This window comes from Bradyrhizobium sp. 61, from assembly GCF_023073075.1.
GTDB lineage: Bacteria > Pseudomonadota > Alphaproteobacteria > Rhizobiales > Xanthobacteraceae > Bradyrhizobium > Bradyrhizobium barranii.
On record NZ_JADPIU010000063.1, the window covers coordinates 37,755 to 62,791 of the forward strand.

25 protein-coding genes and 1 tRNA gene are annotated in these 25,037 nt (G+C 63.8%); 9 read left to right on the forward strand and 17 right to left on the reverse strand.

The window, feature by feature from the left end; translation table 11 throughout:
• Together IVB46_RS21320 and IVB46_RS21325 are read right to left on the reverse strand one after the other, a co-directional pair.
• Positions 1–783 carry a DUF169 domain-containing protein gene (locus IVB46_RS21320; protein WP_166342045.1) on the reverse strand — a complete coding sequence of 261 codons (783 nt, stop codon included), beginning with the start codon at positions 781–783 and terminating at the stop codon, positions 1–3.
• Between the two features lie 60 nt (positions 784–843).
• Positions 844–1,560: a YdcF family protein gene (locus IVB46_RS21325; protein ID WP_247302032.1), complete on the reverse strand. Its 717-nt coding sequence runs from the start codon at positions 1,558–1,560 to the stop codon at positions 844–846.
• Positions 1,561–1,792: 232 nt separating this feature from the next.
• Here IVB46_RS21325 and IVB46_RS21330 point away from each other — a divergent pair, with 232 nt between their 5' ends.
• From IVB46_RS21330 to IVB46_RS21340, 3 genes are all read left to right on the forward strand, one after another.
• Positions 1,793–2,734: an acetamidase/formamidase family protein gene (locus IVB46_RS21330; RefSeq protein WP_247302035.1), complete on the forward strand. Its 942-nt coding sequence runs from the start codon at positions 1,793–1,795 to the stop codon at positions 2,732–2,734.
• A 199-nt stretch (positions 2,735–2,933) separates the two neighbouring features.
• Positions 2,934–3,131 (forward strand): hypothetical protein, encoded by a 198-nt coding sequence (locus IVB46_RS21335; RefSeq protein ID WP_007603456.1) that lies wholly within the window; start codon positions 2,934–2,936, stop codon positions 3,129–3,131.
• Between the two features lie 72 nt (positions 3,132–3,203).
• Positions 3,204–3,707, forward strand: a complete 504-nt coding sequence (locus IVB46_RS21340; protein WP_063982926.1) for a GcrA family cell cycle regulator — start codon at positions 3,204–3,206, stop codon at positions 3,705–3,707.
• A gap of 268 nt (positions 3,708–3,975) precedes the next feature.
• Here IVB46_RS21340 and IVB46_RS21345 read toward each other — a convergent pair whose 3' ends face one another.
• Positions 3,976–5,505, reverse strand: coding sequence for a porin (locus IVB46_RS21345; RefSeq protein ID WP_166342048.1), 1,530 nt, complete (start codon positions 5,503–5,505; stop codon positions 3,976–3,978).
• Between the two features lie 407 nt (positions 5,506–5,912).
• Between IVB46_RS21345 and IVB46_RS21350 the strand changes: the two genes are divergently transcribed.
• Positions 5,913–6,419, forward strand: a complete 507-nt coding sequence (locus IVB46_RS21350; protein ID WP_028152624.1) for a MarR family transcriptional regulator — start codon at positions 5,913–5,915, stop codon at positions 6,417–6,419.
• Between the two features lie 116 nt (positions 6,420–6,535).
• On the opposite strand, the gene IVB46_RS21355 is transcribed toward IVB46_RS21350, so the two are convergent.
• The 3 genes from IVB46_RS21355 to IVB46_RS21365 all read right to left on the reverse strand — a co-directional run bounded on the left by IVB46_RS21355 (position 6,536) and on the right by IVB46_RS21365 (position 9,989).
• On the reverse strand, positions 6,536–7,654 hold the full coding sequence (locus IVB46_RS21355) for an alpha/beta hydrolase (protein WP_028152625.1): 1,119 nt from the start codon (positions 7,652–7,654) through the stop codon (positions 6,536–6,538).
• A 309-nt stretch (positions 7,655–7,963) separates the two neighbouring features.
• Entirely contained in the window at positions 7,964–8,935 is a 972-nt protein-coding gene (locus IVB46_RS21360; RefSeq protein ID WP_028152626.1) for an SDR family NAD(P)-dependent oxidoreductase, read from the reverse strand.
• Between the two features lie 145 nt (positions 8,936–9,080).
• Complete coding sequence (locus IVB46_RS21365; protein ID WP_247302038.1) at positions 9,081–9,989, reverse strand: dihydrodipicolinate synthase family protein; 909 nt, start codon at positions 9,987–9,989, stop codon at positions 9,081–9,083.
• A 341-nt stretch (positions 9,990–10,330) separates the two neighbouring features.
• Between IVB46_RS21365 and IVB46_RS21370 the strand changes: the two genes are divergently transcribed.
• Positions 10,331–10,570: a hypothetical protein gene (locus tag IVB46_RS21370; RefSeq protein ID WP_028152628.1), complete on the forward strand. Its 240-nt coding sequence runs from the start codon at positions 10,331–10,333 to the stop codon at positions 10,568–10,570.
• 122 nt (positions 10,571–10,692) lie between these two features.
• Here IVB46_RS21370 and IVB46_RS21375 read toward each other — a convergent pair whose 3' ends face one another.
• The gene (locus IVB46_RS21375) at positions 10,693–11,667 is read right to left on the reverse strand and encodes an alpha/beta fold hydrolase (RefSeq protein WP_247302041.1); all 975 of its coding nucleotides are present in this window, start codon (positions 11,665–11,667) and stop codon (positions 10,693–10,695) included.
• Positions 11,668–11,831: 164 nt separating this feature from the next.
• On the opposite strand from IVB46_RS21375, the gene IVB46_RS21380 reads away from it, so the two are divergent.
• Together IVB46_RS21380 and IVB46_RS21385 are read left to right on the forward strand one after the other, a co-directional pair.
• On the forward strand, positions 11,832–12,416 hold the full coding sequence (locus IVB46_RS21380) for a TetR/AcrR family transcriptional regulator (protein WP_223154007.1): 585 nt from the start codon (positions 11,832–11,834) through the stop codon (positions 12,414–12,416).
• A 94-nt stretch (positions 12,417–12,510) separates the two neighbouring features.
• Positions 12,511–12,786, forward strand: coding sequence for a hypothetical protein (locus IVB46_RS21385; RefSeq protein WP_240537714.1), 276 nt, complete (start codon positions 12,511–12,513; stop codon positions 12,784–12,786).
• Between the two features lie 1,379 nt (positions 12,787–14,165).
• Here the strand turns inward: IVB46_RS21385 and IVB46_RS21390 are convergent.
• From IVB46_RS21390 to IVB46_RS21420, 7 genes are all read right to left on the reverse strand, one after another.
• Positions 14,166–14,243, reverse strand: a tRNA-Pro gene (locus tag IVB46_RS21390).
• Positions 14,244–14,353: 110 nt separating this feature from the next.
• Entirely contained in the window at positions 14,354–14,938 is a 585-nt protein-coding gene (locus tag IVB46_RS21395; RefSeq protein WP_071913245.1) for a MerR family transcriptional regulator, read from the reverse strand.
• Positions 14,939–14,962: 24 nt separating this feature from the next.
• Positions 14,963–15,304: an integration host factor subunit alpha gene (locus IVB46_RS21400; RefSeq protein ID WP_028152484.1), complete on the reverse strand. Its 342-nt coding sequence runs from the start codon at positions 15,302–15,304 to the stop codon at positions 14,963–14,965.
• A gap of 134 nt (positions 15,305–15,438) precedes the next feature.
• On the reverse strand, positions 15,439–16,419 hold the full coding sequence (locus IVB46_RS21405) for a beta-ketoacyl-ACP synthase III (protein ID WP_247302044.1): 981 nt from the start codon (positions 16,417–16,419) through the stop codon (positions 15,439–15,441).
• Positions 16,416–17,477: a phosphate acyltransferase PlsX gene (plsX, locus tag IVB46_RS21410; RefSeq protein ID WP_247302046.1), complete on the reverse strand. Its 1,062-nt coding sequence runs from the start codon at positions 17,475–17,477 to the stop codon at positions 16,416–16,418. Before plsX ends, IVB46_RS21405 begins: the two co-directional genes overlap by 4 nt.
• A gap of 298 nt (positions 17,478–17,775) precedes the next feature.
• Positions 17,776–18,345 (reverse strand): DUF177 domain-containing protein, encoded by a 570-nt coding sequence (locus IVB46_RS21415; protein WP_247302048.1) that lies wholly within the window; start codon positions 18,343–18,345, stop codon positions 17,776–17,778.
• Positions 18,342–18,923: a ubiquinol-cytochrome C chaperone family protein gene (locus IVB46_RS21420; protein ID WP_247302051.1), complete on the reverse strand. Its 582-nt coding sequence runs from the start codon at positions 18,921–18,923 to the stop codon at positions 18,342–18,344. The genes IVB46_RS21415 and IVB46_RS21420 overlap by 4 nt, the downstream gene beginning before the upstream one ends.
• A 98-nt stretch (positions 18,924–19,021) precedes the next feature.
• On the opposite strand from IVB46_RS21420, the gene bamE reads away from it, so the two are divergent.
• Both bamE and IVB46_RS21430 read left to right on the forward strand, forming a co-directional pair.
• Positions 19,022–19,507, forward strand: coding sequence for an outer membrane protein assembly factor BamE (gene bamE, locus IVB46_RS21425; RefSeq protein WP_028152489.1), 486 nt, complete (start codon positions 19,022–19,024; stop codon positions 19,505–19,507).
• 117 nt (positions 19,508–19,624) lie between these two features.
• Positions 19,625–20,626, forward strand: a complete 1,002-nt coding sequence (locus IVB46_RS21430) for a tripartite tricarboxylate transporter substrate binding protein (RefSeq protein WP_039147814.1) — start codon at positions 19,625–19,627, stop codon at positions 20,624–20,626.
• A 257-nt stretch (positions 20,627–20,883) separates the two neighbouring features.
• On the opposite strand, the gene IVB46_RS21435 is transcribed toward IVB46_RS21430, so the two are convergent.
• The 3 genes from IVB46_RS21435 to thiL all read right to left on the reverse strand — a co-directional run bounded on the left by IVB46_RS21435 (position 20,884) and on the right by thiL (position 25,019).
• On the reverse strand, positions 20,884–23,004 hold the full coding sequence (locus IVB46_RS21435) for a sodium-translocating pyrophosphatase (protein ID WP_071913231.1): 2,121 nt from the start codon (positions 23,002–23,004) through the stop codon (positions 20,884–20,886).
• A gap of 282 nt (positions 23,005–23,286) precedes the next feature.
• Positions 23,287–23,895: a hypothetical protein gene (locus IVB46_RS21440; protein ID WP_166097064.1), complete on the reverse strand. Its 609-nt coding sequence runs from the start codon at positions 23,893–23,895 to the stop codon at positions 23,287–23,289.
• Between the two features lie 125 nt (positions 23,896–24,020).
• Positions 24,021–25,019 carry a thiamine-phosphate kinase gene (gene thiL, locus IVB46_RS21445; RefSeq protein ID WP_247302052.1) on the reverse strand — a complete coding sequence of 333 codons (999 nt, stop codon included), beginning with the start codon at positions 25,017–25,019 and terminating at the stop codon, positions 24,021–24,023.
• Positions 25,020–25,037 lie beyond the last annotated feature (18 nt).

Sequence of the window (25,037 nt, forward strand, 5' to 3'; positions counted from 1 at the left end):
TTACTTCTTCGCGTAACTCACGCCCATGCCGGCGCGGACGTCGCTTTGAATCCCATAGGGCGGAATCGGATAGCGCAGGCCGTTCTTGGCCAGCGCCTTCATGCCCTCGATCGCCTTGGCGAGATGCGAGGGCTTCAAGGCCATCAGCATCTCCTCGTCCGGCACGCCGCCATAGCGCCGTTCGGCATAGCATGGCAAGGACAGGCTGGGCTCGCCGGTTTTCAGCGCCCGCCCCCAGGAATCCGCGCAGGCGGTCTCACCGACCACCCCCCATTCGAACTTCTTGTAGCCGGTATATTGCAGCCCGTTGATCAGGATGATCATCTGCCCCGGCGTTGCATAGACTAGGCAGATGTCGGGCGGATCGAGCCGCCCGCTCGCGAGCGGACTGACCGCAAGCGCCTGATACTGCCCGAACGGAACCACGTCCAGCGCCTCCTGGCGCTTGCGCGCGTCCTCGGCGGTGCCGTGCCAGACCCCGACATAGTTTTCGCCGGCGAGCCATTTTTCGTCCTGCGGCGCAAGCCCGATCACGGCGCGACACTGCGCACCGACAAGATCGTCGGCGGTGATGCCGACCGTCCAGCCCAGACGTGCAGCCATGCTGACGATCTGGTCGGTGGTGTGGACCGCGTTCGGCCGCCGGATTTTCGGGATCGCCTCCATGTCGGCGGCGCTCGCGAACAGCTTCATGCCGATCACCGTCGTCTTCAGCCGCAGCAGGCTGTTGAGGTCGGCGACGAGGCCGGCAAGATCGATCCTGTCTGCGCTCTGCTGTTGCATGGCGTCCTCCCGACCGACGATCGCGCGCCGGTACTCTGTTCTTGTTTTGCGGCTCCCGTTTTAGTCCTTGCCCGGCCCCGGAAGCAACTCGCCGGTCCGCCCCATGATGCGATACGCCAAAAGGCCGATCCATTCGCGCACGGCGACGTCGGTCTTGCCGAGACCATCGGCCCCATTGCGGGTGAAGGCGAAGAGCCCGTCGCGCCCGCCCATCCGCCAATCCACCGGATAGGCTTCGACATCGAACCCGGCCTCGCGGAAAATGCCCATCGCGCGCGGCATGTGGAAAGCCGACGTGACCAGAAGCCAGCGTTCGCCCGGCTTCGGCGTCACCAGCTGCTTTGTGAAGATCGCGTTCTCCCAGGTGTTGCGGGAGTCGCGCTCGAGGATCAGGCGCTCCTTCGCTATGCCCAGGCTTTCCAGGATCGGCGCGGTGTAGTCGGCCTCCCTCGCCTCGGTCGCGACCAGGTTCGCCGAGCCGCCGGTGAAGACGATACGCGCGTTCGGATAGCGCCGCGCGAGGTCGGCCGGCGCCAGCATGCGATCGGCCGCGTGCGCAACCACGGGCGTGCGATGCGCCGCCGACAGATCGGTGTCGATCGAGCCGCCGAGCACGATGATGCCGTCGGGGGCGCCCCGCGACGGGTCCCACGCCGGGAAACGCGACTCCAGCGGATAGAGCAGAAGATTGCCGATCGGCGAGAACGCGACCAGCGCCAGCAGCACCAGCGTGGTCACGGCAAGCTTGCGGCCGACCGCAGCAAACCGCGTCGCCATCAGCAGCAGCGACAGGATTCCGAGCTCGATCAGGAGATTGATCGGCAGCAGCGCGGTGCCGAGGGTCTTGGAAAGAATGAAATACAGGGGAGCCTCGCTGGAATGATCGTGCCGGGCTTGACCGGCCCGTCCATCTTCAGAAATCTTCTTGAAAGAGGATCGATCGCCCGGTCAAGCCCGGGCATAACAGGTTCTCATGACGAGTTCTGATGAAACCGATTGGACGCGGCCAATGACCCATCACCACCTGCATTCAAGCCCCGAGACCTGCCATTGGGGCTTCTTCGAAGCCGCGCTCAAACCCGTCCTCACCGTCAAAACCGGCGATGAGGTGACGGTCGACACCATCAGCGGCGGGCCCGACATGCTGCCCGATCGCAACAAATTTCACATTCCGCCGGAGATGTTCGAGGTTCACGCCAAGAACGAGCGCATGCTGCCCGGCCACATCCTCACCGGCCCGATCGCAGTCGAGGGCGCCGAGCCCGGCGACGTGCTCGCGGTCGAGATCCTCGACGTCCAGCTCCGGCAGGATTGGGGCTGGAACATGATCAAGCCGCTGTCCGGCACCCTGCCCGACGATTTCCACGAAACGCGCATCCTGAACATCCCGCTCGACCGGTCGCGGATGGTCGGCCGCATGCCCTGGGGCCTCGATCTGCCGCTCAAGCCGTTCTTCGGCGTGATGGGCGTCTCGCCACCATCGGCCTGGGGCCGCATCTCCTCGCTCGTGCCGCGCGCAATGGGCGGCAATCTCGACAACAAGGAACTCGGGGCCGGTGCGACGCTCTTTTTGCCGGTGTTCGTCCCGGGCGCGATGTTCTCCTGCGGCGACGGCCATGGTGTGCAGGGCGACGGCGAGGTCTGCGTCACCGCGATCGAGACCGCGCTCCAGGGCCGCTTCCGCCTGACGCTGCGCAAGGACCTCAGGTTCGACTATCCGCGCGCCGAGACGGCGACGCATTACATGACCATGGCCATGGATCCCGACCTCGACCAGTGCGTGGTGCGCGCGCTGCGCGACATGATCGTTCTGCTCGGCGAGACGCGAAATCTGTCGCGCGAGGACGCCTACACGCTGTGCAGCCTGGCCGCCGACCTGCGGGTGACGCAGACCGTCAACGGCTGCAAAGGCATCCATTGCATGATCGAAAAGGCGATCGTGCACGGCTAGCCGCACCCGCCTGCTCGGACCCGTCTCCACTCCGCCGCCGCTCGGCATCCCGCGCGGCGCGCGGCGCTGCGCCTGATTTCCCGAGTGATTCCAATGAGCTGAAACACCGGTCTTGCCCGGATTTGACTCCCACCCCTGAACCTAAATAGAGTCTTAATCGTTACTTTTATGTACCCGAGTAAGAGGCTAGCGTTCGGCCATGGCCACCGAAAAAGCCGAGACTGACCGCATTCCCGTAACCTTGGCGCTCTCGACCATCACCTATCTGGAAAAACTGGTGAGACAGGGCACCCACGGCACCAGCGTTCCCGGCGTCGCACGCACACTGATCGAGGAAGGCATCCGTCTCGCCATCAAGGACGGGCTTCTGTCGATTCGCGACAACGGCAGAACGTGAGGGCGCGCCGGACGTGAGGCGGACGGATCTCGAGAGGCGGATGGCCGACATCTGCAACCTGGGACCGTTACAATGCCTGTTCTCTCACCAACTTCTTCACCGACTGCTTCTTCACCGACTTGGACCAACGAACGAATTGAGCTTCTGAAGCAGCACTTCGAGGCCGGCCTCACCTGCAGCGAGATCGCTGCCGACATCGGCGTCAGCCGCAACGCGGTGATCGGCAAGCTGTCCCGGCTCAATCTCACGCGCGGCAGGACGAGCGACGAGCGCAAGCTCGAGCGGAGCCTCGCGCCGCGGCGCGGGACGAGAGCCGTACCGCGGCTGCAATATGAGATGCTCGCCACGATCTACGGCGACACCGACACACCTGTGGTCGCGGGTCCGATCGACGATGCCAACCGCTGCTCGCTGCTGGAGCTCGCCGAGAATCGCTGCCGCTGGCCGATCTCGACGCCGGGCGCAGACGACTTCTGCTTCTGCGGCAATACCGCGCCCGACGGCCAGTCCTACTGCGTCGGCCACAGCCGCCTCGCCTACCGGCCGAACTCGCGCGCCCGTGTGATGCGCGGCTGAAGGAAAATCCCAAAACGAAAAACCTCCGGCGGGGCATCACCGGAGGTTTCTGGAGGCTTAGCATGAAGCTAAGAGCCGTGACTTTCGTAATCGGCTGAAAACAAGATAGCTGATCAACTCAGGTAAGTAAATAAGTTTGAGGGCGATCGATTCGCATAGCTCGTCTTCGTCGTTTGCAACGTGTTGCCGGATTTTCCGAAGGCCGCTTTCATGAAAAAGCCCCGGCGGTTTCCCGCCGGGGCTCTATCAGATCGGAACGGTCTTCAGCTTACCAGTTGCGCTGGGCGCGCAGCAGCAGGCTGTAGGTGTCCTGGTCCTTCAGCTCGTAGGTTGCCGCAGGCTTGGCAACCGACGCCAGCGCCGGGGTGGTGATCACGCCCGAGTACTTCTGGTCGAGGTGGCTGTAGACGAAGTCAGCCGAGAAGGTCAGGTTCTTGACCGGCGTCCAGCGGGTGATGACGCCGATCTGGCCGATGTTGAAGTCCGGGTTGCAGGTGCCGGTCAGCGAGGCGAACGCAGCGCTGCCGCAGATCAGGCCCTTCGCCGTGCCGCTGTAGTTGACCGCAGCCCACGCGCCGTAGAGCGCCGTATTCCAGTACGGGTTCCAGTTGTGGGTGTAGGCACCACGGAAACCGTAGGTCTTGGTCAGCTCGAGCTGGCCGTTGGGACCGAACACCGCGTCAGACACGCCGGCAAAGCCGATGCTCTGATACGCGCTGCCCGAACCGCCGAACATCGAGTAGCTGGTCGCCGCCAGCGACTGGAAGTTGTAGCGGCTCGCGCCGTCGGTATAGACGCCCGAGATGTTGATCACGTCGCCAGCACCGGTCGGGATGTTCTTGATCTGCAGAGCTAGCTGAACGGCCCAGCCCCACTTGTCTTCCGGATGACCGGTGACTTCCGTGGCGCCGTAGTAGGCGACGTGGTTGTCGTGCGCAGCCACCGACGCCTGGAACAGGCCCCAGGCCTGGTCGACACGAACCATGCCGACGATGTCGGGCGACCTAGTGCCGCCGATATCGTTCGAGCCGTAAGCACCGCCGAGGACGCCGCTGGTGGACATGCCGGCGGTGTTCCAGATGTTGGTCGTGAAGAACTGGGTCTGGTCCTGCGCCGAAACGGTCGCGGTCACGCCCTGGCCGAAATCGGCCGTGTAGGTGAACTGGGCGACGCCGTTCACGGAGCCGCTGCCACCGACGAGCTGGTCGAAGTTGTTGCCGGGATAGTTGGTCCAGGGCGCGTCGAACTGCGACACGGACTTACCCATGGTGAAGCCGGCGAACTGGATGAACGCATAGTAGACGCCGAGCGTACCACCCGAGATCGTGCCCGAGCTTGCGTTGTTCGGCGCAGACACGCCCGTGCTTCCGAGTTGCGAGTAAACGGTCGCGCCTGTTGCCGAGCCGCTTCCCGTATAGTTATCGGTCGTCCAGGTGAACACCGCGTCAAAGTAAGTGCGAACCACCCCGTACTCAGTCGCGGTACGGGTATCGATGTTGAGGTCCTCGCGAGCGCGCGCCAAATAGTAGTTCGACAGGCGGTTGTTCGCGCCGGAAACACCGTTGTAGGCGGCGCTGTAGTTGCCGCCGGCATTGAGCGCGACTTCAGCACGCAGATAGCCGCCGAGCTTGATGCAGGTGTCGGTGCCCGGGATGTAGTAGAAGCCCGCGCCGTAGAGCGAGCAGATCTTGACGTACTCGACCGCCTTGGCCTTGACCGGAAGATCGGCCGCTTGTGCTCCGCCGACGGCGATCAGACCCGCCGCAGTGCCGAGCAAAAGGCTCTTCACCACTTTCATATAAAACCTCCAAGTTGCTCATTTTACGGAGACCGGACCGTGAGGCCCCCCAGATCCCCGTCTTTTCAAATCCGCTCGGCCGCTTCGCGCTTTTGGACACACCCGCATCGACGCGAGGGACGTGAGCGAACCACCTGCAACGGGACGATTGAGTACCCCCCACCGTCACGGGCCAATATGCCTGCGCCGTTCCGCTAATCAAAATAGTTTATTTAGTCAGCTTTGTTGTTTCACTAAACCTGTGCCCCGCGCGCAACACCGCGAGTGAGGGAATATGCTGAGCTGATCATCTTTGTAGTTTTAGTGACAAAATTACCCTGCTCTGCACTTGCGTCAGGGCAGACTTGCGTGGACTATGGCCGTGCAAGACACCGGCCGGAAAAGAATCAGATCACGGGAGTGACGCTGTGTCAGCGACCAGGAAGGAAGGGGCGCGCCTCCGCTCCATCGGCAATCTCGATATCATCAGGCGTTTCACCTGGGAAATTTCGTCGATCAACATGTATCTGGAGGAGTTGCGTCAGTTCTGGGCGAGAACGCTGGGCATCAGCGGTCCGCAATGGCTGATCCTGATGGCGATCTCCGACCTCGACAAGGACGACGGCGTGCCCGTCAACGTGGTCTCCAAGCTGCTCCACGTCGATCCGTCCTTCGTCACCACCCAGTCCAAGCTGCTGGAGAAGAAGGGCCTGCTGCGGCGGCGGCCCTCGCCGACCGACGCCCGCGTGGTGCGGCTGTCGCTGGTCGAGAAGACGCAGAAGCACATCGCAAGCCTCAACGAGCAGTACAAAACGATCCGCGAATTCGTCTTCCAGGAATTCGACGAGAACGAACTGACCGAATTCACCGGCAAGCTCGCGACGCTGAAGACCCGGCTCGAAAAGGCCTGCGTCAGGATATCCCTCGACTACTAAAGCATGATCCGGAAAAGTGCGAAGCGGTTTTCCGAAGAGATCATGCTCAAACAACAACCTAAAGCGCGATGACGATTCATCCCAATCTCATCGCGCTTTAGGACAGCGGGCGGCGTTCAGATCCGCCGCCCCGTGGCGCCCAGTTGCGATTCCAGCCAGTCGAATATGTATTCGTTGGCAAGGCTGGGATTGTCCGCGTGGGCCTGTGCCGCGCCGGTCTCCTGCGCGGTGAACACCTTCAGCACGATGTCGGAGCTGCCGAGTCGCGACTTCTGCACGATCTGGCGCGCCCGGTCGGCCTTGAGCCAGCCGTCCTCGCCGAGTGTGATCAGCACCGGACAGTCGACGCTCGAGGCCATTAACGGCGCCGACGGCACCGGGACGATGCTGAGGTCGCTCATCGCAAAGCGGCTGGCGAAGAAGGATCGTTCGTGCAGGTCCCACAGACCGCCGTCGCAGACGGCCGCGGCGAGCCTCGGCTCCTGCAACACCGCGCGCGCGACGAAGGAAGAGCCCCACCCGTCGGCCACGATGGCGACGCGATCGAAATCGACGTCGCCGCGTGTCTCCAGATAATCCATGACGCTGGCAATCGAGCTCTCGAGGTCGCGGCGCTGCAGGAGCGTGTCGGTATAGTCGTCACGCTGGTCGCCGAGCAGGTCCAGCGCGAGCATCGACAGTCCGCGTTCGCGCGCATGCGGCGCGAGCTTGAACAGGAATTCTTCCTTGCGGTGTCCAGGCTCGCCGATGCAGATCACGGTCGGAGCCCGCTTGCCGGCCGGGGATGCAGGCAGGAAATAGCCTTGCAAAACGTGTCCGTCATCGGCCCAGGGAATCGTGACGACCTCGCCAGCCGGACCGCGCGCGGTGAGGAAGCGGCGCGCACATTCCTGCATGGCGAGCACCGCGACCCAGCGACGTTCGTCGGCCTGGTCGAGCGGCATCGCGGCCGCGCCGTAGTAGTTCATCGCGCGCAGCCAGTTGCGCTGCGCGGTCGCCATGTGGCCTTCCGCGAACGCCGCCTCGGCACGCTGCCGGTTGGCTTGCGCCAGCCGCTTCCACTCGCGATGCCAGGACTGCTCGCCGCCCTGCTTGAGCTGCCGCGCGATCATCAGGCATTCTGCGATGGTGGCGCCCCCCTCCTGCGCCGCGGTGAGGAGCCGCGTGAATTCAGCGGAAATATCCTCTCTCTCCGGGCAGAGGATCCAGTCGTCGGAGAGGCATGCGGGTATCATCGGAGCTACGCTTTATGATGGCGTTACCCCTGATCGACTAAACTATTTTGGTTCACCAACCAAGCTGCCGTGCGCCGAATGAGACCCGTTTCACATCACCATCGCTTGAACATTGCTTGAACGACGGAGCATGTCGCATGCGTGACATTCCAAATCGTCATAAGGCGTCGGAAAGTGGCAAGAGGTGGCACGTAAAGTTACCTGCGTAACATGTAAATTACCTGTGTAATAATACGTCCGCACCTCTTGCCATGATGGTCGTCATACCTACATACGCGGACCTTCGTTGACAGTCTCAGCCAAACCGACTCAACCGAGCCGCCAGCCAACTTCCTGCGTAAAGCTTTCATAGAAGGCGCGGTCATAGGCCTGCTCCGGCGTAGCGCGCACCCGCTCGTCAAGACGTTTCGCGTCTTCGCCCACAAGAATGCGCCACCGCTCCGCCTTGACCCCGTCGAGGATGATCTTCGCGGCCTGCGCGGCCGTCGTCGGTGCGTCCTCGAGGAAGCTGCGGGCGCGTTCGGCGAACGCAGCCTGGATGTCCTCGTCCGACATCTTGTCAGCATCCGGCACGCCAGCCGCGACCATGCGCTTGCGGGTCAGCGCGACCTCGTCGGCATTGAGCCGCTCCGACCCGTCGGCGCTCTGCACCTTGCGCGAATTGGAGACGATCGAGGTGCCGATATGGCCGGGCATCACCACCGAGCATTTGACATGCGGCGCGTGCAGGCGAAGGTCGTTGATCAGCGCTTCGGTAAATCCTTTCACCGCGAACTTCGCCGAGCTGTAGGCGGTGTGCGCCTGTCCCATGCCGATCGAGGCCCAGAAGCCGTTGACGCTCGCGGTGTTGACGATGTGGGCCTCGTCCGCCGCCACCAGCATCGGCAGGAAGGTGCGCACGCCGAGATAGACGCCGCCCCAGCAGATGTTGAAGGTGCGCTCCCACTGCTCGCGCGTGTTGGTGAACAGGCTGCCGCCGCCACCGATGCCGGCATTGTTGAACAGGAGATGGATCCGATCGGTCTTCTGCTGCTCGGCGAGCTCATCGCGAAACCGCTTGAGATGATCCTCGATCGAGACGTCGGCGACATGGGTCGTGACCCGCAGGCCCTGCGGCAGCTTCTCGACCTCGCAGAGCCGCTTGGTCTCGGCCATCGCGGCCTCCGAGACGTCGCACATCGCGACATTGCAGCCCTCGGCGACGAGCTGCCGTGCGAGCTCGCGTCCCATCCCCGTGCCGCCGCCGGTGATGACGGCGATCTTTCCTGCAAAATCCTTCATCGGACTTCTGTCCCTCCCCTTGTCGGTATGTTTCTTCACAGCTGGCGCCGCGCATCGCGGCGCGCGCAAAATGTAGCAGCGCCGCATCCGCAGGTAAAAGCGGATCGGCGCTGCCATCTTCACATCAGTTATTTCGGCCCGCGGACTATTCGGCCGCTTCGACGCGCACCCCGTTCAACGCGCCGAGCACCTCCAGCGCCTTGCGGGTGGCGGCCTGCTGCGCCGGCGAGGCCTCCGGCATCGGTGCGCGCGGATAGGTCCTGGGCAAGCCCTGGAGCGTCTGGGCGTAACGCGTGCAGGCCGGCAGATTGTCGGCAATCACGGCGTTCCACAGCGTCAACAGCTTCTTGTGTAGGTCGAGCGCGCGCGGATGGTCGCCCGCCTTCACCGCATCCCACAGCGCGACGGAGGCATGCGGCGCCGCGGTCAGGATCGCGGCGATCGAGCCATGGGCGCCGAGCGTGTAGGACGGATACATGAGGGCATCGACCGCGCTGTAGATCAGCTTGTCCGGCGCCATCATCATGAGATCCGCGAACAGCTTGAGATCGCCCGCGCTCTGCTTGACGCCGACCACCAGCGGCACCTCGGTCATGATCCGCACCAGCAGCGCCGGTGACAGATAGGACCACGGCACCACGTTGTAGATGATGATGGGCATGCCGGTCTCGTCCGCCATGGCGCGGAAGTGCGCGACCATCGCCTCGTCATCGGGCTTGAACAGATAATGCACCGGCGTGACCTGGAGCGCTGCGACATTCACGTCGCGCACGAGCTTGCCGCGACGGATCGCATCGCGCGTGGAGTCCACGATGATCCCGGCGATCACGGGAATGCGTCCCTTCACCGCCTCGACCGTCGCGGCCATCAGGTCGCGATATTCCTCGTGATCGAGCGTGTGGCCCTCGCCGGTCGAGCCGCCGGCCGCGACGCCATGCGCGCCGGCGCCGATCATCCAGTCGACCTGGGGCGCCACGAGCCCAAGGTCGATCTCGCCGTCCTTCCGGAACGGCGTCGTCATCGGCGGGATCACGCCGGTCGGTCGTGCCTTCATGGTCTGCCCTCGCGTTTCCTTTGGTCCTGTGGCGGTCCCGCTCTCTTGACGAGTATCCGTCCGCTTTCGAGCCTATCGGCTGCGCAGGCCTTGTGAAGGGGCGGTTCACGCGGCGCTGCCCCCACAATCGCTCATTCCTGCGTCCTTCCTCGCCCTTTTCCTTGGGGATTCCCCGTATTTGCCCGGCTTCGGTTTAGGGGCAATTTTTTTACAATCCGAATCATCAAATGAGGTTGGACGCTGGGTCGAGTCGGCCAGATCAGCGTGTTGTTTGTGTCACAGGCTCTGGCACTCCGCTTGCATCCTCTTCGTGGTCTGAAACTACCGATGAGGTGACAGGAATGTTCGTGACCGTGGTTGCCGTGCTCTGCCGGCTGAGCGCAGCCAGCTCAGGCAGTTGCATCGAGGAAATCGTGACCGACAGCAACATGACGCCTGAGATGTCGATGATGCAGTGCGCGATCGGCGCACAGGCCCCGCTTGCCAAATGGATGGGCGAGCATCCGATCTATCACGCCAATTGGCGCCTCGAGCGCTACAAATGCGTGCCGGGTCACTACGAGATCAAGGGCCACGCCTAAGGCCCCGCAAGACTACGGATGAGGAAACGCCCCGGAGGTAGCCTGGTCTCTCCGCGCGGGCACCGCTAGCGCCAGACCCCATTGCGGCGGCGCGCCCCTGTGACGACGATCACGCCTTCCCTTTAAGCCACTGCACGCAGAATGATCGCACGCGCCTGTCGCCCTTCCGGCGTCGGCATCAGCGCGAAATTGTGCGGCTGATCACGGAGCAGATGCAGCTCGACCGGCACGCCCGCCGCCCTCGCGCGCTCCGCGAGATCGACGCTATCGGGATAGAGCAAATCGCGCGTACCCGAGAAGATTGTCATCGACGCGAGCGAACGGAAGGCGCCGTTGAGCGGGCTGACGAAGGGATGGCCGATATCGAGCTCGCCGGCATAGAGCCGCCCCGCCTCAAGTATACCCGGAATGTCCTGGATCGGATCGCGGCCTGCGATCTCGACCTGCTCCGGGCGGCTGACCGAGGCATCGGCCGCGGGCGAGATCAGCATCAGCCGGCCCGGCTGCCGATGCCCGCGATCGCGCAGCCACTGGCATGCAGCGAGCGCCAGTCCCGCGCCGGCGGAATTGCCGACCACCGTGACCTTTGCGGGCCCGACATCCTCCAGCAGCATCCGCAACAGCTCGGCCGTCGCCGGCACGAGATCCTTGGCGGTGGCACGCGGCGCAAGCGGATAGATCGGCACCACGCAGACGACGCGCGCCCTGCGCGTCATCTGGCCGACGAAGCGCCAATGTGCCGGCACGATCTCGTTGATGAAGCCACCGCCGTGCAAGAACATGACGTGGTTGCAGCCCTCATGGCCCGATGATGGCGCCGTGTAATAGACCGGCCATCCGCCCATCTTGGTCAACGTCACCTCGACGCCGCGGCCCAAACCCGTCGGCTCGCAGGAGGCCGGCTGCAATGCGAGTTTCTGCACATGCGCCTGCACGGCCTCGGCCGAGGCAAGGTGCTTCTTGAACGGAAGCTGCCGCAACAGCGCGTTGAAGCAACGACTCTGCAGGCTCGGCGCGGGATCGCCGGATGGCCGCATCCCCAACAGCCGGCCGCCCGGACAGAACTGGAAGGCCGATGCGATCTTTGCAACGCTCATGTCAGGTCTCCTCCAGACCGGGCTCTCTGTATGGGCGACGAAAAGGCTTGTGTCGACCGCCGCCACATGCGGATATAATGCGAGCATTCGCTCGCTTTTCCTACTCGCATTCGGATCACAGGCCCATGGCGCGCAAACCGCCGACAAAACCCCGGAAAAATGCCTTGCAAGCGCGATCGCGCGCCACCGTCGACGCGCTGGTCGAGGCAACCGCTCGCATTCTGGTCCGCGAAGGCTTTGAGAAAGCCAGCACCAACCGGATCGCCGAAATCGCCGGCGTCAGCGTCGGCTCGCTCTATCAGTATTTTCCCAGCAAGGAGGCGCTCGTCGCCGCCGTGATCGACCGTCACAACGAGGAGATCATGGGCATCGTCCGTGCCGCCCTCACCGAGGTCGCCGACCTGCCGATCGACAAAGCCGTGCGCCGCCTCGTCACCGTCGCGATCGAAGCCCACCGTATCGATCCCAAACTACATCGGGTGCTTGCCGAGCAGATCCCGCGCACCGGCCAGCTCAAGGACGTCGAAGCCTTCAACCGCGAGGTCCACACCCTCGTGCGCGCCTATCTCGAAAGCCGCCGCAAGGAGATGCGCAAGATCGACCCGGGACTGGCGACCTTCATCTGCGTCAGTGCGATCGAGGCGGTCGCGCACAACACGGTGCTGAACCAGGCCGAGATGCTCTCGGAGAAGATGGTGCGGACGCTGGTGGACGAGACAACGCGGATGGTGGTGGGATATTTGAGGTAGTTTGCGAAAACGTCGCCTCATGCCCGCTCTACGCGGGAGAGCGGGCATCCTGCTAAGCAGTTGATTTATCTGCGGGCTGCATTGAGCCGAGCCCATGGCCATGAGTTTTCCATTTTTGATGGCGATCAATTCAGCTTTCCTATTGAGGACAAAACATATGCCCAAGAAAAATTGCCTGATAGTCCATGCCGCCGGAAGACAGCTCGACCTACTGCGCGGAGAGGCTTCCCGCATTGCGAAGGCGAACAAGGTCGACTGGTGGATCGATCGTGCCGACGTCGGCACACTTTTTTGCTTTGAAGACGCAAATGCTACAGAAGCCTTCGCTCGCACCTGCGACAACTTCGGAGTCCGATGCCAAGACGGCTAGCTCAAAAACCCCGCCGACTTTGTGAGCCGGCGGGAGTTGAGTGAATACCTACGAAAACCGGCCCATCGCCAAACGCGCGTCGGACGGTGGGGCCGTTCCGGGTGGATGGCGAGACCTTGAGGAGGTCCAGATTCGCCACAGACCGATTTTTCAATCTCTCCCTTGGAGAGTCGTTCCTCAGACGCCGCGATGCCAATATTTTTGTGATCTGGCGCAAAAGGAAGGCCCCAGCCAATGGGGAAGACCGGGGCCTTCACAGGCCTTGCGATGGATCACACGCAAGACCGATCGCAGGATAGCTACAGGAGCGCTCGTTCCTCCTGCGGAACCAATCTCGACCCAAGTTGGCTGCAACTCCAGGTGAGTCGCGAGAGCCAGCATTCCAGCAGCCAAATCGGGGCTAGAGTGTGTCCGAAGTTGAACTAGACGCGGGCGAAACCAACGTGCTGAAGCCGCGATCCAACTCGAGTGTTTCGCAAATCATCGTTTCTTCGTAGGCCGAACCCGCGGCGAACGACTAGGGCGCGTGGGTGAAGATATCCACTCGTCGATTTCGTCTGGCTCTACTCGCCACGAAGGCGAGACGCCATCGGCTGTCCGGGCTGTGACACGGTATCGGCGCTTACGGAGCTTGGCTGCCAAATTCTTCGCGCCATCTTCGTCTCGACATTCAATAGAAAAATTACCGTAACAAACAACCCAGCGCTTTCGACTTACTTTTCGTTTGGATCGCGCTGAACGCTCCATCTAAGGGACCCCGTGAGTCCCCAAGCCCGTCCCAGTATCAAGACTCCATTCTTACCAAACCGTTTAAACCTGTCCGCGACCTCGCCAAGGGCAGCGGACTACCTACCCATCCTAGCAACCCCCGACGCAAGACATGAGGTCTGGTGAACTTCATCAGCAAGATGTCATTCAATCACCTCGTCTGCGCGGCGCAGAACGGACGTTGGAAGCACTAGGCCGAGCGCCTTCGCAACCGGGAGGTTGACTACCGTGAAACTCGCGCGGCGCGGACGCTACTTGCTTGCCGCCGGGACAGGTTACACATCATAGCGCGGGGAGAAGACAACTCCGCTCCGGACGTCGCGCCTCCCAAGTCCCTGCGACGCAATGGATTGAAGCAGCTGTCGTGAATATTCCCCCGTCCCACAGGCTGGCATGGTGACATCATGCCCCTGTTTTGCCCGACGCGTCAAACCACTTCGGAAAAACATAATTCGCCAATGGGTTCGCTACTGTGCATGGGGTTGTTTTCGACATTTTAATTTTCCGCCCCCAGAAGCAGCCGCCCGCTACCGGTCGTCGCGCATGCGTCACGCCGCGGGAGCAGGCTCCACGCCAACGGTTAATCCACCCGACAGATGAGTTGAGAAAAATGGTCGGAGCGAGAGGATTTGAACCTCCGACCCCTAGTCTCCCAGACTAGTGCGCTAACCGGGCTGCGCCACGCTCCGAACGTCGTTCCATTAGCTAGGATCGCCGCTTTGCGCAAGGCGAGGTCGCAGCATTTTGGCGTCCGTGCCCACAGCCCCGGAACTGCAGGCAAAGCTCGCGAAAAGCGCCCCTAGCCGTCCTTCAGCGCCTGATCCAGCATCTCCCGGCACGCGACGAGGTCAGCGAGCACCCGCCCGAGCCGCTCCCGGTCGATGGCGCTGGGCCCGGCTGGTGCGGCGGGAGTGCCGCCCTTGCGGAAGGTGGTGAGGATGTCCTCGTCGTCGACCTCGGTGAAGCGGAAGTCGATGCCTTCCTCCTCGTCGCCCTGGTAGTCGTCTTCATCGGCATCCGTGACGCCCTTGATGGGCGCCTCGTCGTCGTCGTCGGGCTCCATCAGGCTGGCGCCGATGGCATCCTCGATGGCCCCGAACGAGACCGCGGCCGCGCCGTCGGCGAGGCCCTGCACCGACTTGACGCCGTGCTCCTTGAGGATCCGCTGCACCCCGCGGATGGTGTAGCCCTCCCCGTAGAGCAGGCGGCGGATGCCCTTGAGCAGATCGACGTCGTCGGGGCGGTAATAGCGGCGGCCGCCGCTGCGCTTCATCGGCTTGATCTGGGAGAATCGGGTCTCCCAGAACCGCAGCACGTGCTGCGGAATGTCGAGTTCCTGCGCTACTTCGCTGATGGTTCGGAACGCATCCGGCGCCTTGTCCAAATGCCTAATCCTTCGCGCAGGCGGTTACGCCTCGGGTTGAGCCTTGCTGGCGTCGCCATTGCCGCGATGCTGGGTGTTGATCCGCTGCTTCAGGATCGCCGACGGCTTGAACACCATGACGCGGCGCGGCGAGATCGGCACCTCGGTGCCGGTCTTCGGATTGCGGCCGATACGCTGACCCTTCTTGCGGACCATGAAGGAGCCGAAAGAGGACAATTTCACCGTCTCGCCCTTCTCCAGGCAGTCGGTGATCTCCTTCAGGACGAGTTCCACGAAGGCAGACGATTCCGTGCGCGACAGGCCCACCTTCTGGTAGACGGCCTCGCAGAGATCAACACGCGTTACGGTTTTGCTTTGGTCGGTCATCGCCCTGCCCCACATCACGGCGAACAATTGTTGTCTGAAATTATGAGGTTACGATACGCCGGTCAACAGCGCTCATCAATGCAGGCGCATCGATAATGGCGGCTAATTCCGGCAAAATTTTATCGATTGTGGCTCTACCAGCGCACCAGCGCGGAGCCCCAGGTGAAGCCGCCGCCCATCGCCTCCAGCAGAACCATGTCGCCGCGCTTGATGCGGCCGTCCTTGCGCGCCACCGACAGCGCCAGCGGGATCGAGGCCGCCGAGGTGTTGCCGTGGCGGTCCACCGTCAGCACCACCTTCTCCGGCGCGATGTGGAGCTTGTGGGCGGAGGCGTCGATGATTCGCTTGTTGGCCTGGTGCGGCACGAACCAGTCGATGCTGTCGGCATTGAGCCCGGTGGTCTGGAAGGCGTCGACGATCACGTCGGTGATCATGCCGACCGCGTGCTTGAAGACCTCGCGGCCCTCCATGCGCAGATGGCCGACGGTCTGGGTCGAGGACGGACCGCCGTCGACGAACAGCTTTGCCTTGTGGCGGCCGTCGGAGCGCAGGTGAGTGGTCACGACGCCGCGGTCGGTCGCGGCCTTGCCCGGCTGCTCCTGTGCCTCCAGCACCACCGCGCCGGCACCGTCGCCGAACAGCACGCAGGTGCCGCGGTCGTTCCAGTCGAGGATGCGCGAGAAGGTCTCGGCGCCGATCACCAGCGCCCGCTTGAAGGCGCCGGTGCGCAGGAAATTGTCGGCGGTGGCGAGCGCGAACACGAAGCCCGAGCATACCGCCTGGAGATCGAACGCCGCGCCATGGTTGATGCCGAGCGCGTGCTGCACCGCGACCGCGGTGGCGGGGAAGGTGTTGTCAGGCGTCGAGGTCGCCAGCACGATCAGCTCGATCGACTGCGCATCCACGCTGGCGTCGCTGAGCGCAGCCTGTGCCGCCTTGATCGCCAGATGCGAGGTGAACTCGCCCTCGGCCGCGATATGCCGCTCGCGAATGCCGGTGCGCTGCACGATCCATTCGTCGGACGTGTCGATGCGCGCCGCCAGCTGGGCGTTGGTCACCACCTGCTCCGGCAAATAAGAGCCGCAGCCCAGCACGACCGAACGAATTTGAGTCACGAAACAGCCTCCTGCGCGGTCTGCACGGAACTAAGTGCACCACCCTCGCGGTTGAGCATCTGATTGATCTTGTTCAGGAGATCGTAGTGAGCCATCTCATAGCCAACATCGATCGCATAGGCAAAGCCTTCGGAGCTGATTCCACCATGGCTCTTGACCACGATCCCGTTCAATCCAAGGAACACGCCGCCGTTGGACTTGTTCGGGTCCATCTTGTCCCGCAGGGCCTGGAAGGCGCTGCGCGCTAAGAGGTAGCCGAGCTTGGACAGCCAGCTCCGCTGCATCTCGTTGCGGAGTAATTCCGCCATCTGCCGTGCGGTTCCCTCGGCGGCCTTGAGCGCGATATTGCCGCTGAAGCCTTCGGTGACGATGACGTCGGCCAGCCCTTTGCCGATACCATCCCCCTCGACGAAGCCGAGATAATCGAGCTCCGGCAGGTTCACCGCACGCAGCCTGTCCCCGGCCTCGCGGATCTCCTCGTGCCCCTTGATCTCCTCGGTCCCGATATTGAGCAGGCCGACCGTGGGCCGGGGCTTGTCGAACAGGACGCTCGCCATCGCGGCGCCCATGACGGCGAGCGACACCAGATGGTGTGCGTCGCCACCGATGGCGGCACCGAGGTCGAGCACGACCGATTCGCCGCGCTTGGTCGGCCATACCCCGGCAATCGCCGGGCGGTCGATGCCCGGCAGCGTGCGCAGGTGGAAGCGCGACATCGCCATCAGCGCGCCGGTATTCCCGGCGGAGATCACGACATCCGCCTCGCCCTTCTTCACCGCGTCGATGGCGAGCCACATCGAGGAGGTCTTGCGGCCGCGCCGCAGCGCCTGGCTCGGCTTATCGTGCATGGCGACGGCGACGTCGGTATGGATGATCTTCGAAGCGGCCTTGAGGGCGGGATGCTTCTCGAGCTCGGGCTCGATCTTGGCGCGGTCCCCGACCAGCAGGAATTCGATCTCGCGATGCCTGTGAAGCGAGATGGCGGCGCCTGGAATGACCACGGCGGCGCCGACGTCGCCCCCCATGGCGTCAAGCGCGATGCGAACCTTGCTTGGCATAAAAGTCCTGGAAACCTGGTCTGGTGCGGTCTTGAACGAGCGGTGCCGCAAAATGGGTCCGCCATGGACATGGCGACCGGTCAGGCGCCACGCGGCGCCCGGACCGGGGCGCGACAATAGCGTTTTGTTATCCCGAAACAACCTCTTGCCCCCAGCCTTTTGCATTCGGGGCGATCCGCGGGCGGCGGCGAAGATTCACGATAAGCATATTAAAATCAAATAGATATGGGCGCCCATCAAACCATTCGGACAGGCGGCTTACGCACCTCGCGAAGCGATCCTCCCCGGGAATGCCCAGCTATTTGCCTTTCTTCTTGTCCTGGAGCGCCTTCAGCGCCGCGAACGGATGGTCCTCGGGGTCCAGCGCGGTGACCTCGGCCTCGAACTTGACGCCCGGCTTGCGCGGATAGGGATCGACCGCCAGGAACAGCGCATCGGTGGCAATCCGGCCGAGATCGATGATGCCGTTCACGATTGCCTCCGGCGGATCGATCACCTCCGGCGGCTCCGCGTCGTCCTGCCCCTCCTCGATCAGGTCGGCCATCTTCCGAACCTCGGCTTCGGGGGCGAACACCAGATCGACGTCCTCCTCGATCTCGCTCTCGATCGGATCGAGGGTGACGACGCAGATCTGGCCGATCCGGGCGCGGACGTGCCCCGTAACCTGGATCCGGCCGCCGCTCTTGGGCACAACGTCGAAAGCAGCCTGGGCGGAGAGCACCTCCCGCAAGCCGCCGACCTCGGCGATGGCCTGCAGCTCGGCGACTGAAGCCTCGAGCTTGCGGTGCAGGCCGGTGTCGGGGATCTGCGCGACGATGACGGGGGACCGCCAGGGATCGGGTCTGGAATCGGCGTTCGGTCGGCTCATCGCGTGATGTCCTCAGTGAGCGCTGGGGGATACTTGAAGGATGCGCACAGCAGCGTGGCCTCGTCTGTCCGGCCGAGGTCGGCCTCGGTGGCCCGGGCGTAGGCCGCGAGCTGCCGTGCTTGGTCCATGCCGGTCCCATTCAGGATATTCTTGCAGACGGCGGCTGCCAGCGCCTCGCCGCCGCCTTCGATGGCCTGGTCATAGGCCTGGACGCGGCCGTAAAACGCCTCGCCGAAGGCCCGCATCCGCTTCGGCACGGTCTGGTCGCCTATCCCCATCTCGCGCAGATTGTCGTCCATGTCCTCGCAGAAGCGGTCGAACAGCGCCTGCGACAGCTCCGTGGCGCCCTGGCCCTGGTTGGCGCCTTGGTTGACGCTCTGGGCCGTGCGCAGGCGTCGCAGCAGCAGCCAGAGATGCAGCAGCAACAGGTCGAAACGCCCGTTAACCGTATCGGGCACGCCCAAGTCGCGGTAAAATATGGGTTCTCGCGCCTGCGTCACGATCATGCCATAGATGGCTTCAATGGTGCCGCGCGGGGCTTGCCGGGGTTTCTTGAAGTGATTGAACGGCCAAACCATTGTGGGTTCCGCAAGCGGGCGTGCGCGTGTTGCAATTGCAGTCTCCGCCCGGTACTTCAGCGCCTCGCGCGACGCAAGGGGACGGAATCAGTTCCACGATGACGATAACGAACCAGACCAGCCTGCGCGCCAACAAGCCGCGCGGCCTTCATGCACGCTGGCGCGGTTTGCGCATGCTCGCGGCCGTCGCTCTGGTCGGCGCCGCCCTTGCCGGCTGCACCGGCGAGCAGTTCCAGAAGGGTTACATCCTGCCGCCCGGCGCGCTGGAGCAGATTCCGATCGGCGCGAGCCAGGACCAGGTGCTGATCGTGATGGGCACCCCCTCCACGGTCGCAACCCTCGACGGCGAGGTGTTTTACTACATCTCGCAGCGCTCGGAGCGGATGGTCGCCTTCATGAACCAGAAGGTGGTCGACCAGCGCGTCATCGCGGTCTATTTCGACAAGAATCGGCGCGTGCGCCGGCTGGCGAATTACGGCCTTCAGGACGGCAAGATCTTCGACTTCATCAGCCGGACCACGGCGACGTCGGGTCAGGAGATGAACTACCTCACGCCGCTGTTCAAGCTGCTCAGCTTTAACTGAGTCTTCAGCCTGCGGCGTCGTGCCGCCCTCCGCGCGGCACTTGCCGTCGCGTGCGGCTTGCCGTTGCGCGCCCGGTTCCATACGCTCCCTGCAAAACAAGAAGCAGGGAGTGGATTCGTGCCCAAGACTTTGTTGTCCCGCCGTCGCGTGCTCGCCGGTGCTGCCGGCCTCTCGGCTGCAGCGATCCTGCCGCGATCGAGCCTGGCGGACTGGAAACCCACCGAAAACGTCCGCATCATCGTGCCGGCTGCGGCCGGCGGCTCGACCGACGTCATGGGCCGGCTGCTGGCCGCGCATCTGCAGACCGCCTGGGGCCAGTCGGCGGTCGTGGAGAACCGCTCCGGCGGCGGCGGTACGATCGGCACGGCCGAGGCCGTCCGCGCCAAGCCTGACGGCCACACCATCCTGATCGGCAACCCCGGGCCGAACGCGATCGCCTACAGCATCTTCAAGAACCTCACCTACAAGCCGGACCAGCTCCAGCCGGTCTCCAACATGATCCGGATCCCGAACATCGTCTCGGCGCATCCGAAGACCGGCATCAAGTCGGTCGCCGAGCTGATCGCATATCTGAAGACCAACCCGGACAAGCTCAGCTACGCCTCGTCCGGCGTCGGACAGAGCCCTCACCTCACCGGCGCCTGGTTCCTCCAGCTCACCGGACTGAAGATGACGCACATCCCGTTCCGCGGCGCGGGCCCCGCGCTCCAGGCCGCGCTGGCCGGCGACATCCAGATCCTGTTCGACAATCTCTATCCGAGCCTTCCGCAGGTGCAGAACGGCACCCTCACCGGCCTCTGCGTCACCACGACCGATCGCAGCGACCTCGCGCCGAACCTGCCGACCATGCGCGAGAGCGCGCCGGAGCTGGCCAATTTCGACGTTTCGTCGTGGTTCTCGGTGTTCCTGCCGAAGGGTGTGCAGCCCGCCGTGCTGGAAGCGCTCAATCTTCAGGTCAAGGCGATGCTGGAGCGCGACGACATCAAGAAGAACATCGCCGCCATGGGCGCCCGCGCCGACTACGGCACGCCGCAGCAGTTCGCCGACTTCGTGGACGCCGAGACGAAGAAGTTCGCCGGCATCATCCAGAAGGAAGGCCTGCAGATGGACGTGCAGTAGGCGTTCACACGAGCCGTTGGCGCGGGGGATAACGGCCGCACCTACTGCTGTCATTCCCCGCGAAGGCGGGGAATCCAGTACGCCGCGGCTTCTCCGCATTACGCCGCTGTCTCTGGAATACTGGATCGCCCGCCTTCGCGGGCGATGACAGCGAGGGTGAGGCCGCTATCGGAATGACACGTTGAGAGGCTCCGGCCCACCAAAACAAAAAACCCGCGGCTCGCGCCGCGGGGTTTGTCGTGTGTCGCTTGCGCCGTTCAGTGCGCGAGGATCGCCAGCAGCAGCAAGGCCACGATGTTCGTGATCTTGATCATCGGGTTCACCGCCGGTCCCGCCGTATCCTTGTAGGGATCGCCGACGGTGTCGCCGGTGACGGCCGACTTGTGGGCATCACTGCCCTTGCCGCCGAAGTGACCGTCCTCGATGTACTTCTTGGCGTTGTCCCAGGCGCCGCCGCCCGAGGTCATGGAGATCGCGACGAACAGGCCCGTCACGATCACGCCGAGCAACATCGCGCCCACCGCGGAGAACGCAGCCGACTTGCCGGCCGGGCCGCCACCCGCGATCGCATAGATCACGAAGTAGACGAAGATCGGCGACAGCACCGGCAGCAGCGAGGGGATGATCATCTCCTTGATCGCCGCCTTGGTCAGCAGGTCGACCGCCTTGCCGTAATCCGGCTTGTCGGTGCCCTGCATGATGCCCGGCTTTTCGCGGAACTGCCGGCGCACCTCCTCGACGATCGCGCTTGCCGCGCGACCGACCGCAGTCATGCCCATCGCGCCGAACAGATACGGCAAGAGGCCGCCGAACAGCAGGCCGACAACCACGTAGGGGTTGTTGAGCGAGAAGTCCGGATTGACGCCGGCGAAGTACGGATGGTGCGCGGAGTCCGCAACGAAGAACTTGAGGTCCTGGTTGTAGGCCGCGAACAGCACGAGGGCACCGAGACCGGCGGAACCGATCGCGTAGCCCTTCGTCACCGCCTTGGTGGTGTTGCCGACCGCATCGAGCGCGTCGGTCGACTTGCGCACCTCCTTCGGCAGGCCCGCCATCTCGGCGATGCCGCCGGCGTTGTCGGTGACCGGGCCGAAGGCGTCGAGGGCGACGACCATGCCGGCCAGCGCCAGCATGGTGGCCGTCGCGATCGCGATGCCGAACAGGCCCGCCAGGCTGTAGGTGACCAGGATGCCGGCGATGATGACGATCGCGGGCAGCGCGGTCGCTTCCATCGAGACGGCGAGCCCCTGGATCACGTTGGTGCCGTGACCGGTCACCGACGCCTGGGCGATCGACTTCACCGGCCGATAGTCGGTGCCGGTGTAGTATTCGGTGATCCAGATGATCAGCGCGGTGACGACGAGGCCGACGATGCCGCATTGGAACAGCGACATGCCGGTGTAGTCGACGCCGTCGAGCTTGCCGAAGCCGATCAGATAGTAGATCACGCCGGCGATGCCGATCAGCGACAGGATGCCGGTTGCGATCAGGCCCTTGTAGAGCGCGCCCATGATCGACTGGCTCGGCCCGAGCTTCACGAAGAAGGTGCCGATGATCGAGGTGATGATGCAGATGCCGCCGATGGCGAGCGGCAGCGTCATCATGTTCATGAGGATCGGCGTCTTGGCGAAGAAGATCGCCGCGAGCACCATGGTGGCGACCGCAGTCACCGCATAGGTCTCGAACAGGTCGGCAGCCATGCCGGCGCAGTCGCCGACGTTGTCACCAACGTTGTCGGCGATGGTGGCCGGGTTGCGCGGATCGTCCTCGGGGATGCCGGCCTCGACCTTGCCGACGAGGTCGCCGCCGACGTCCGCACCCTTGGTGAAGATGCCGCCGCCGAGACGGGCGAAGATCGAGATCAGCGAGGCACCGAAGCCGAGCGCCACCAGGGCGTCGACCACGAGACGGCTATCGGGCGCCAGTTTCAGCGAGTGCACCAGGAAGCCGAAATAGAGGGTCACGCCGAGCAGCGCGAGACCCGCCACCAGCATGCCCGTGATGGCGCCTGCCTTGAAGGCGAGCTCGAGGCCGCCGGCAAGCGACGTGGTCGCTGCCTGGGCGGTGCGCACATTGGCGCGAACCGAGACGTTCATGCCGATGAAGCCGGCCGCCCCCGACAGGACGGCGCCGATCAAGAAGCCGATGCCGACGTAGAGACCAAGGAAATAGACAAGCAGGACGAAGATGACGACGCCGACAATACCGATCGTCGTATACTGGCGCCGCAGATACGCCTGTGCGCCTTCAGCGACTGCGCCTGCAATTTCCTGCATGCGCGGTGACCCCGCATCCGCACTCAACACCGAAGACGTCGCCCAGATCGCGTAGACGATGGAAAGCACTCCGCAGAGCACTATCAACCATAATGCTGTCATGTGATTTTTGCCTCAGATCCTTGATGTACGTACCCCCGGCGCCTTTTGTTTTTCCGTCATGCGGTTGGCGCCCTTATGTTGAACAGGGCCGCCCCTTGCACGAAGGTGTGGCCCTGGTCGGTCACAAGCTTGCCAAAATCAAATTGAGGGTGCAACGCCGGATGAGGCCGAAAAAGCCGATCTCGGCAAGTATTTAGACCTAATCCCGAGCGCTTGGCCGCCGGCCTGGCGCAGTACCGGGAGGCGACCTCAGAACCGGGCGAGGCTTGGCCTGGGCCACGCCTAGGCCATCGCCCTCACGGGATGGCGAGAGGCTGACGCCATTTCCAGGGTCTGCCCGTCGGCTGTTGTACGCCGGTTGAAGATCTTGACCTCGTAGACGCCGCCATTCGGGCCGACCTCATGCGTCACCGAAACGACCTGCTCGCGTGTGAGGCTGCCGAGCTGCACATCCTGGTCGGGCAGGATGAGCGTCGCCAGCTCATTGACGAACACCACCACGAGATGGCCTTTCGGCATGTTGCTCTTCGACAACAAGCGCAACTGGCCGTGATAAGGCTGCCGCGTCCAGGCCGATGGCAGGCCGGGATCGACCACGACCTGGATGTTGTTGGTCTCGGGGTGCAAAGTGAGCACCATCTTCGACTGATCGGGCTTCCATTGCATGGACATCGTCGGCTCGGTTTTCCAGAGACAATTGAACGCCGCGCACTCGCTCGGCAGTTTGTCGTGGATCGTGCAGCCTCGGCCGGGCTTGCAATGCGAGCACCACTTGCCGGCGGCCTTGCCGAGCTCGACCACGTTGTAAACCTTGCAGCAGAGCGTGCAGCTTCCGCACTCCTTCCCGGAAACAGTCCGCGCCTCGCTCAAACTCGAAACGGCCGCCGTCATCGAATCATGTCCATTGGCTGCTTTGGTAGCTATGGCGCTGATACAGCCGCTTGCTGTCGCCAGGGTTGCGCCAACCCGCGACCGGGAAAAGCCAGGACAGATCAGGGTTCGGGGCGGACTTGAATTCAGAAGTGGCTGTAAGACAGGCGCCTCAAGGTCAGTTCCTGGCCTTGCCCGTCCAAAAAGCGCGGCCGCTCATGGCCCGCGACGATCGTGCCGATCGCCGTGACGGCCACGCCCGCCGCCTGCCCTGCGGCAATCAGCGCCTCACTTTGCGCCGGCGGCACCGTACACAGCACCTCGTAATCGTCGCCCCCGGCGAGCAGCGTCTCAACGCAAACGACGTTGCCCGCGATCAGGCCGGCCGCAGCAGCCGAGAGCGGCACGCTCGCGACGTTCACCGTGGCCGAGACGCCGGACGCCGCGCAGAGTTTCGTCAGATCGCCGGCGAGCCCGTCGGAGACATCCATCGCGGCCGTCGCGTGGTCACGCACGGCCTGCGCCAGCACATTGCGCGGCTGCGGCACGCGATAGCGTGAGACCAGCATCTCCTTCGCTTGCGGTTCGGACGCGAGCGCCCCGGCCGCGGCGCCGCCTGTGAGCACATCGAGGCCGAGCGCGGCGTCGCCGATCGTTCCCGTCACCAGGATGCGGTCGCCCGGCCGCGCGCCGGTACGGCCGACCATCCGTCCCTTCGGCACGCGGCCGAAGGCGGTGATCGAGATCATCTGCGGCCCCGGCGTCGACACCGTGTCGCCGCCAAGCAGCGGGCACGCGAAAGCCCTGCTGTCCTCGCCGAGCGCATCGGCGAACGGCCTGAGCCAGGCATCCTCCTTGCTGCGCAGCGCCAGCGTCAGCACGAAGCCGGCGGGCGCCGCGCCCTTGGCGACGAGATCCGACAGGTTCACCCGCAGCGCCTTGCGCGCGATGGTGTCGGGCGGATCGGTGGCGAGATAATGCACGCCTTCGACGACGGCGTCGGTGGTGACGACGATGTCGTCGCCGGACGAGGACAGCACCGCGGCATCATCGACCAGCCCGAACGCGCCGGGGTCAGTCGCCAGCGGCTTGAAATAGCGCGCGATGAGGGAGTCTTCGGCGGAGGTTTCCGGTGCGTTCGTCATCGGCGCTAGCCCCAAACT

Bases quoted from the DNA above. Each gene is read 5' to 3' on its own strand.
- IVB46_RS21320 (WP_166342045.1), bottom strand. From the start codon at position 783: ATGCAACAGCAGAGCGCAGACAGGATCGATCTTGCCGGCCTCGTCGCC.
- IVB46_RS21325 (WP_247302032.1), bottom strand. From the start codon at position 1,560: ATGGCGACGCGGTTTGCTGCGGTCGGCCGCAAGCTTGCCGTGACCACG.
- IVB46_RS21330 (WP_247302035.1), top strand. From the start codon at position 1,793: ATGACCCATCACCACCTGCATTCAAGCCCCGAGACCTGCCATTGGGGC.
- IVB46_RS21335 (WP_007603456.1), top strand. From the start codon at position 2,934: ATGGCCACCGAAAAAGCCGAGACTGACCGCATTCCCGTAACCTTGGCG.
- IVB46_RS21340 (WP_063982926.1), top strand. From the start codon at position 3,204: ATGCCTGTTCTCTCACCAACTTCTTCACCGACTGCTTCTTCACCGACT.
- IVB46_RS21345 (WP_166342048.1), bottom strand. From the start codon at position 5,505: ATGAAAGTGGTGAAGAGCCTTTTGCTCGGCACTGCGGCGGGTCTGATC.
- IVB46_RS21355 (WP_028152625.1), bottom strand. From the start codon at position 7,654: ATGATACCCGCATGCCTCTCCGACGACTGGATCCTCTGCCCGGAGAGA.
- IVB46_RS21360 (WP_028152626.1), bottom strand. From the start codon at position 8,935: ATGAAGGATTTTGCAGGAAAGATCGCCGTCATCACCGGCGGCGGCACG.
- IVB46_RS21365 (WP_247302038.1), bottom strand. From the start codon at position 9,989: ATGAAGGCACGACCGACCGGCGTGATCCCGCCGATGACGACGCCGTTC.
- IVB46_RS21370 (WP_028152628.1), top strand. From the start codon at position 10,331: ATGTTCGTGACCGTGGTTGCCGTGCTCTGCCGGCTGAGCGCAGCCAGC.
- IVB46_RS21375 (WP_247302041.1), bottom strand. From the start codon at position 11,667: ATGAGCGTTGCAAAGATCGCATCGGCCTTCCAGTTCTGTCCGGGCGGC.
- IVB46_RS21385 (WP_240537714.1), top strand. From the start codon at position 12,511: ATGGCCATGAGTTTTCCATTTTTGATGGCGATCAATTCAGCTTTCCTA.
- IVB46_RS21400 (WP_028152484.1), bottom strand. From the start codon at position 15,304: ATGACCGACCAAAGCAAAACCGTAACGCGTGTTGATCTCTGCGAGGCC.
- plsX (WP_247302046.1), bottom strand. From the start codon at position 17,477: ATGCCAAGCAAGGTTCGCATCGCGCTTGACGCCATGGGGGGCGACGTC.
- IVB46_RS21415 (WP_247302048.1), bottom strand. From the start codon at position 18,345: ATGAGCCGACCGAACGCCGATTCCAGACCCGATCCCTGGCGGTCCCCC.
- IVB46_RS21420 (WP_247302051.1), bottom strand. From the start codon at position 18,923: ATGGTTTGGCCGTTCAATCACTTCAAGAAACCCCGGCAAGCCCCGCGC.
- bamE (WP_028152489.1), top strand. From the start codon at position 19,022: ATGACGATAACGAACCAGACCAGCCTGCGCGCCAACAAGCCGCGCGGC.
- IVB46_RS21435 (WP_071913231.1), bottom strand. From the start codon at position 23,004: ATGACAGCATTATGGTTGATAGTGCTCTGCGGAGTGCTTTCCATCGTC.
- IVB46_RS21440 (WP_166097064.1), bottom strand. From the start codon at position 23,895: ATGACGGCGGCCGTTTCGAGTTTGAGCGAGGCGCGGACTGTTTCCGGG.
- thiL (WP_247302052.1), bottom strand. From the start codon at position 25,019: ATGACGAACGCACCGGAAACCTCCGCCGAAGACTCCCTCATCGCGCGC.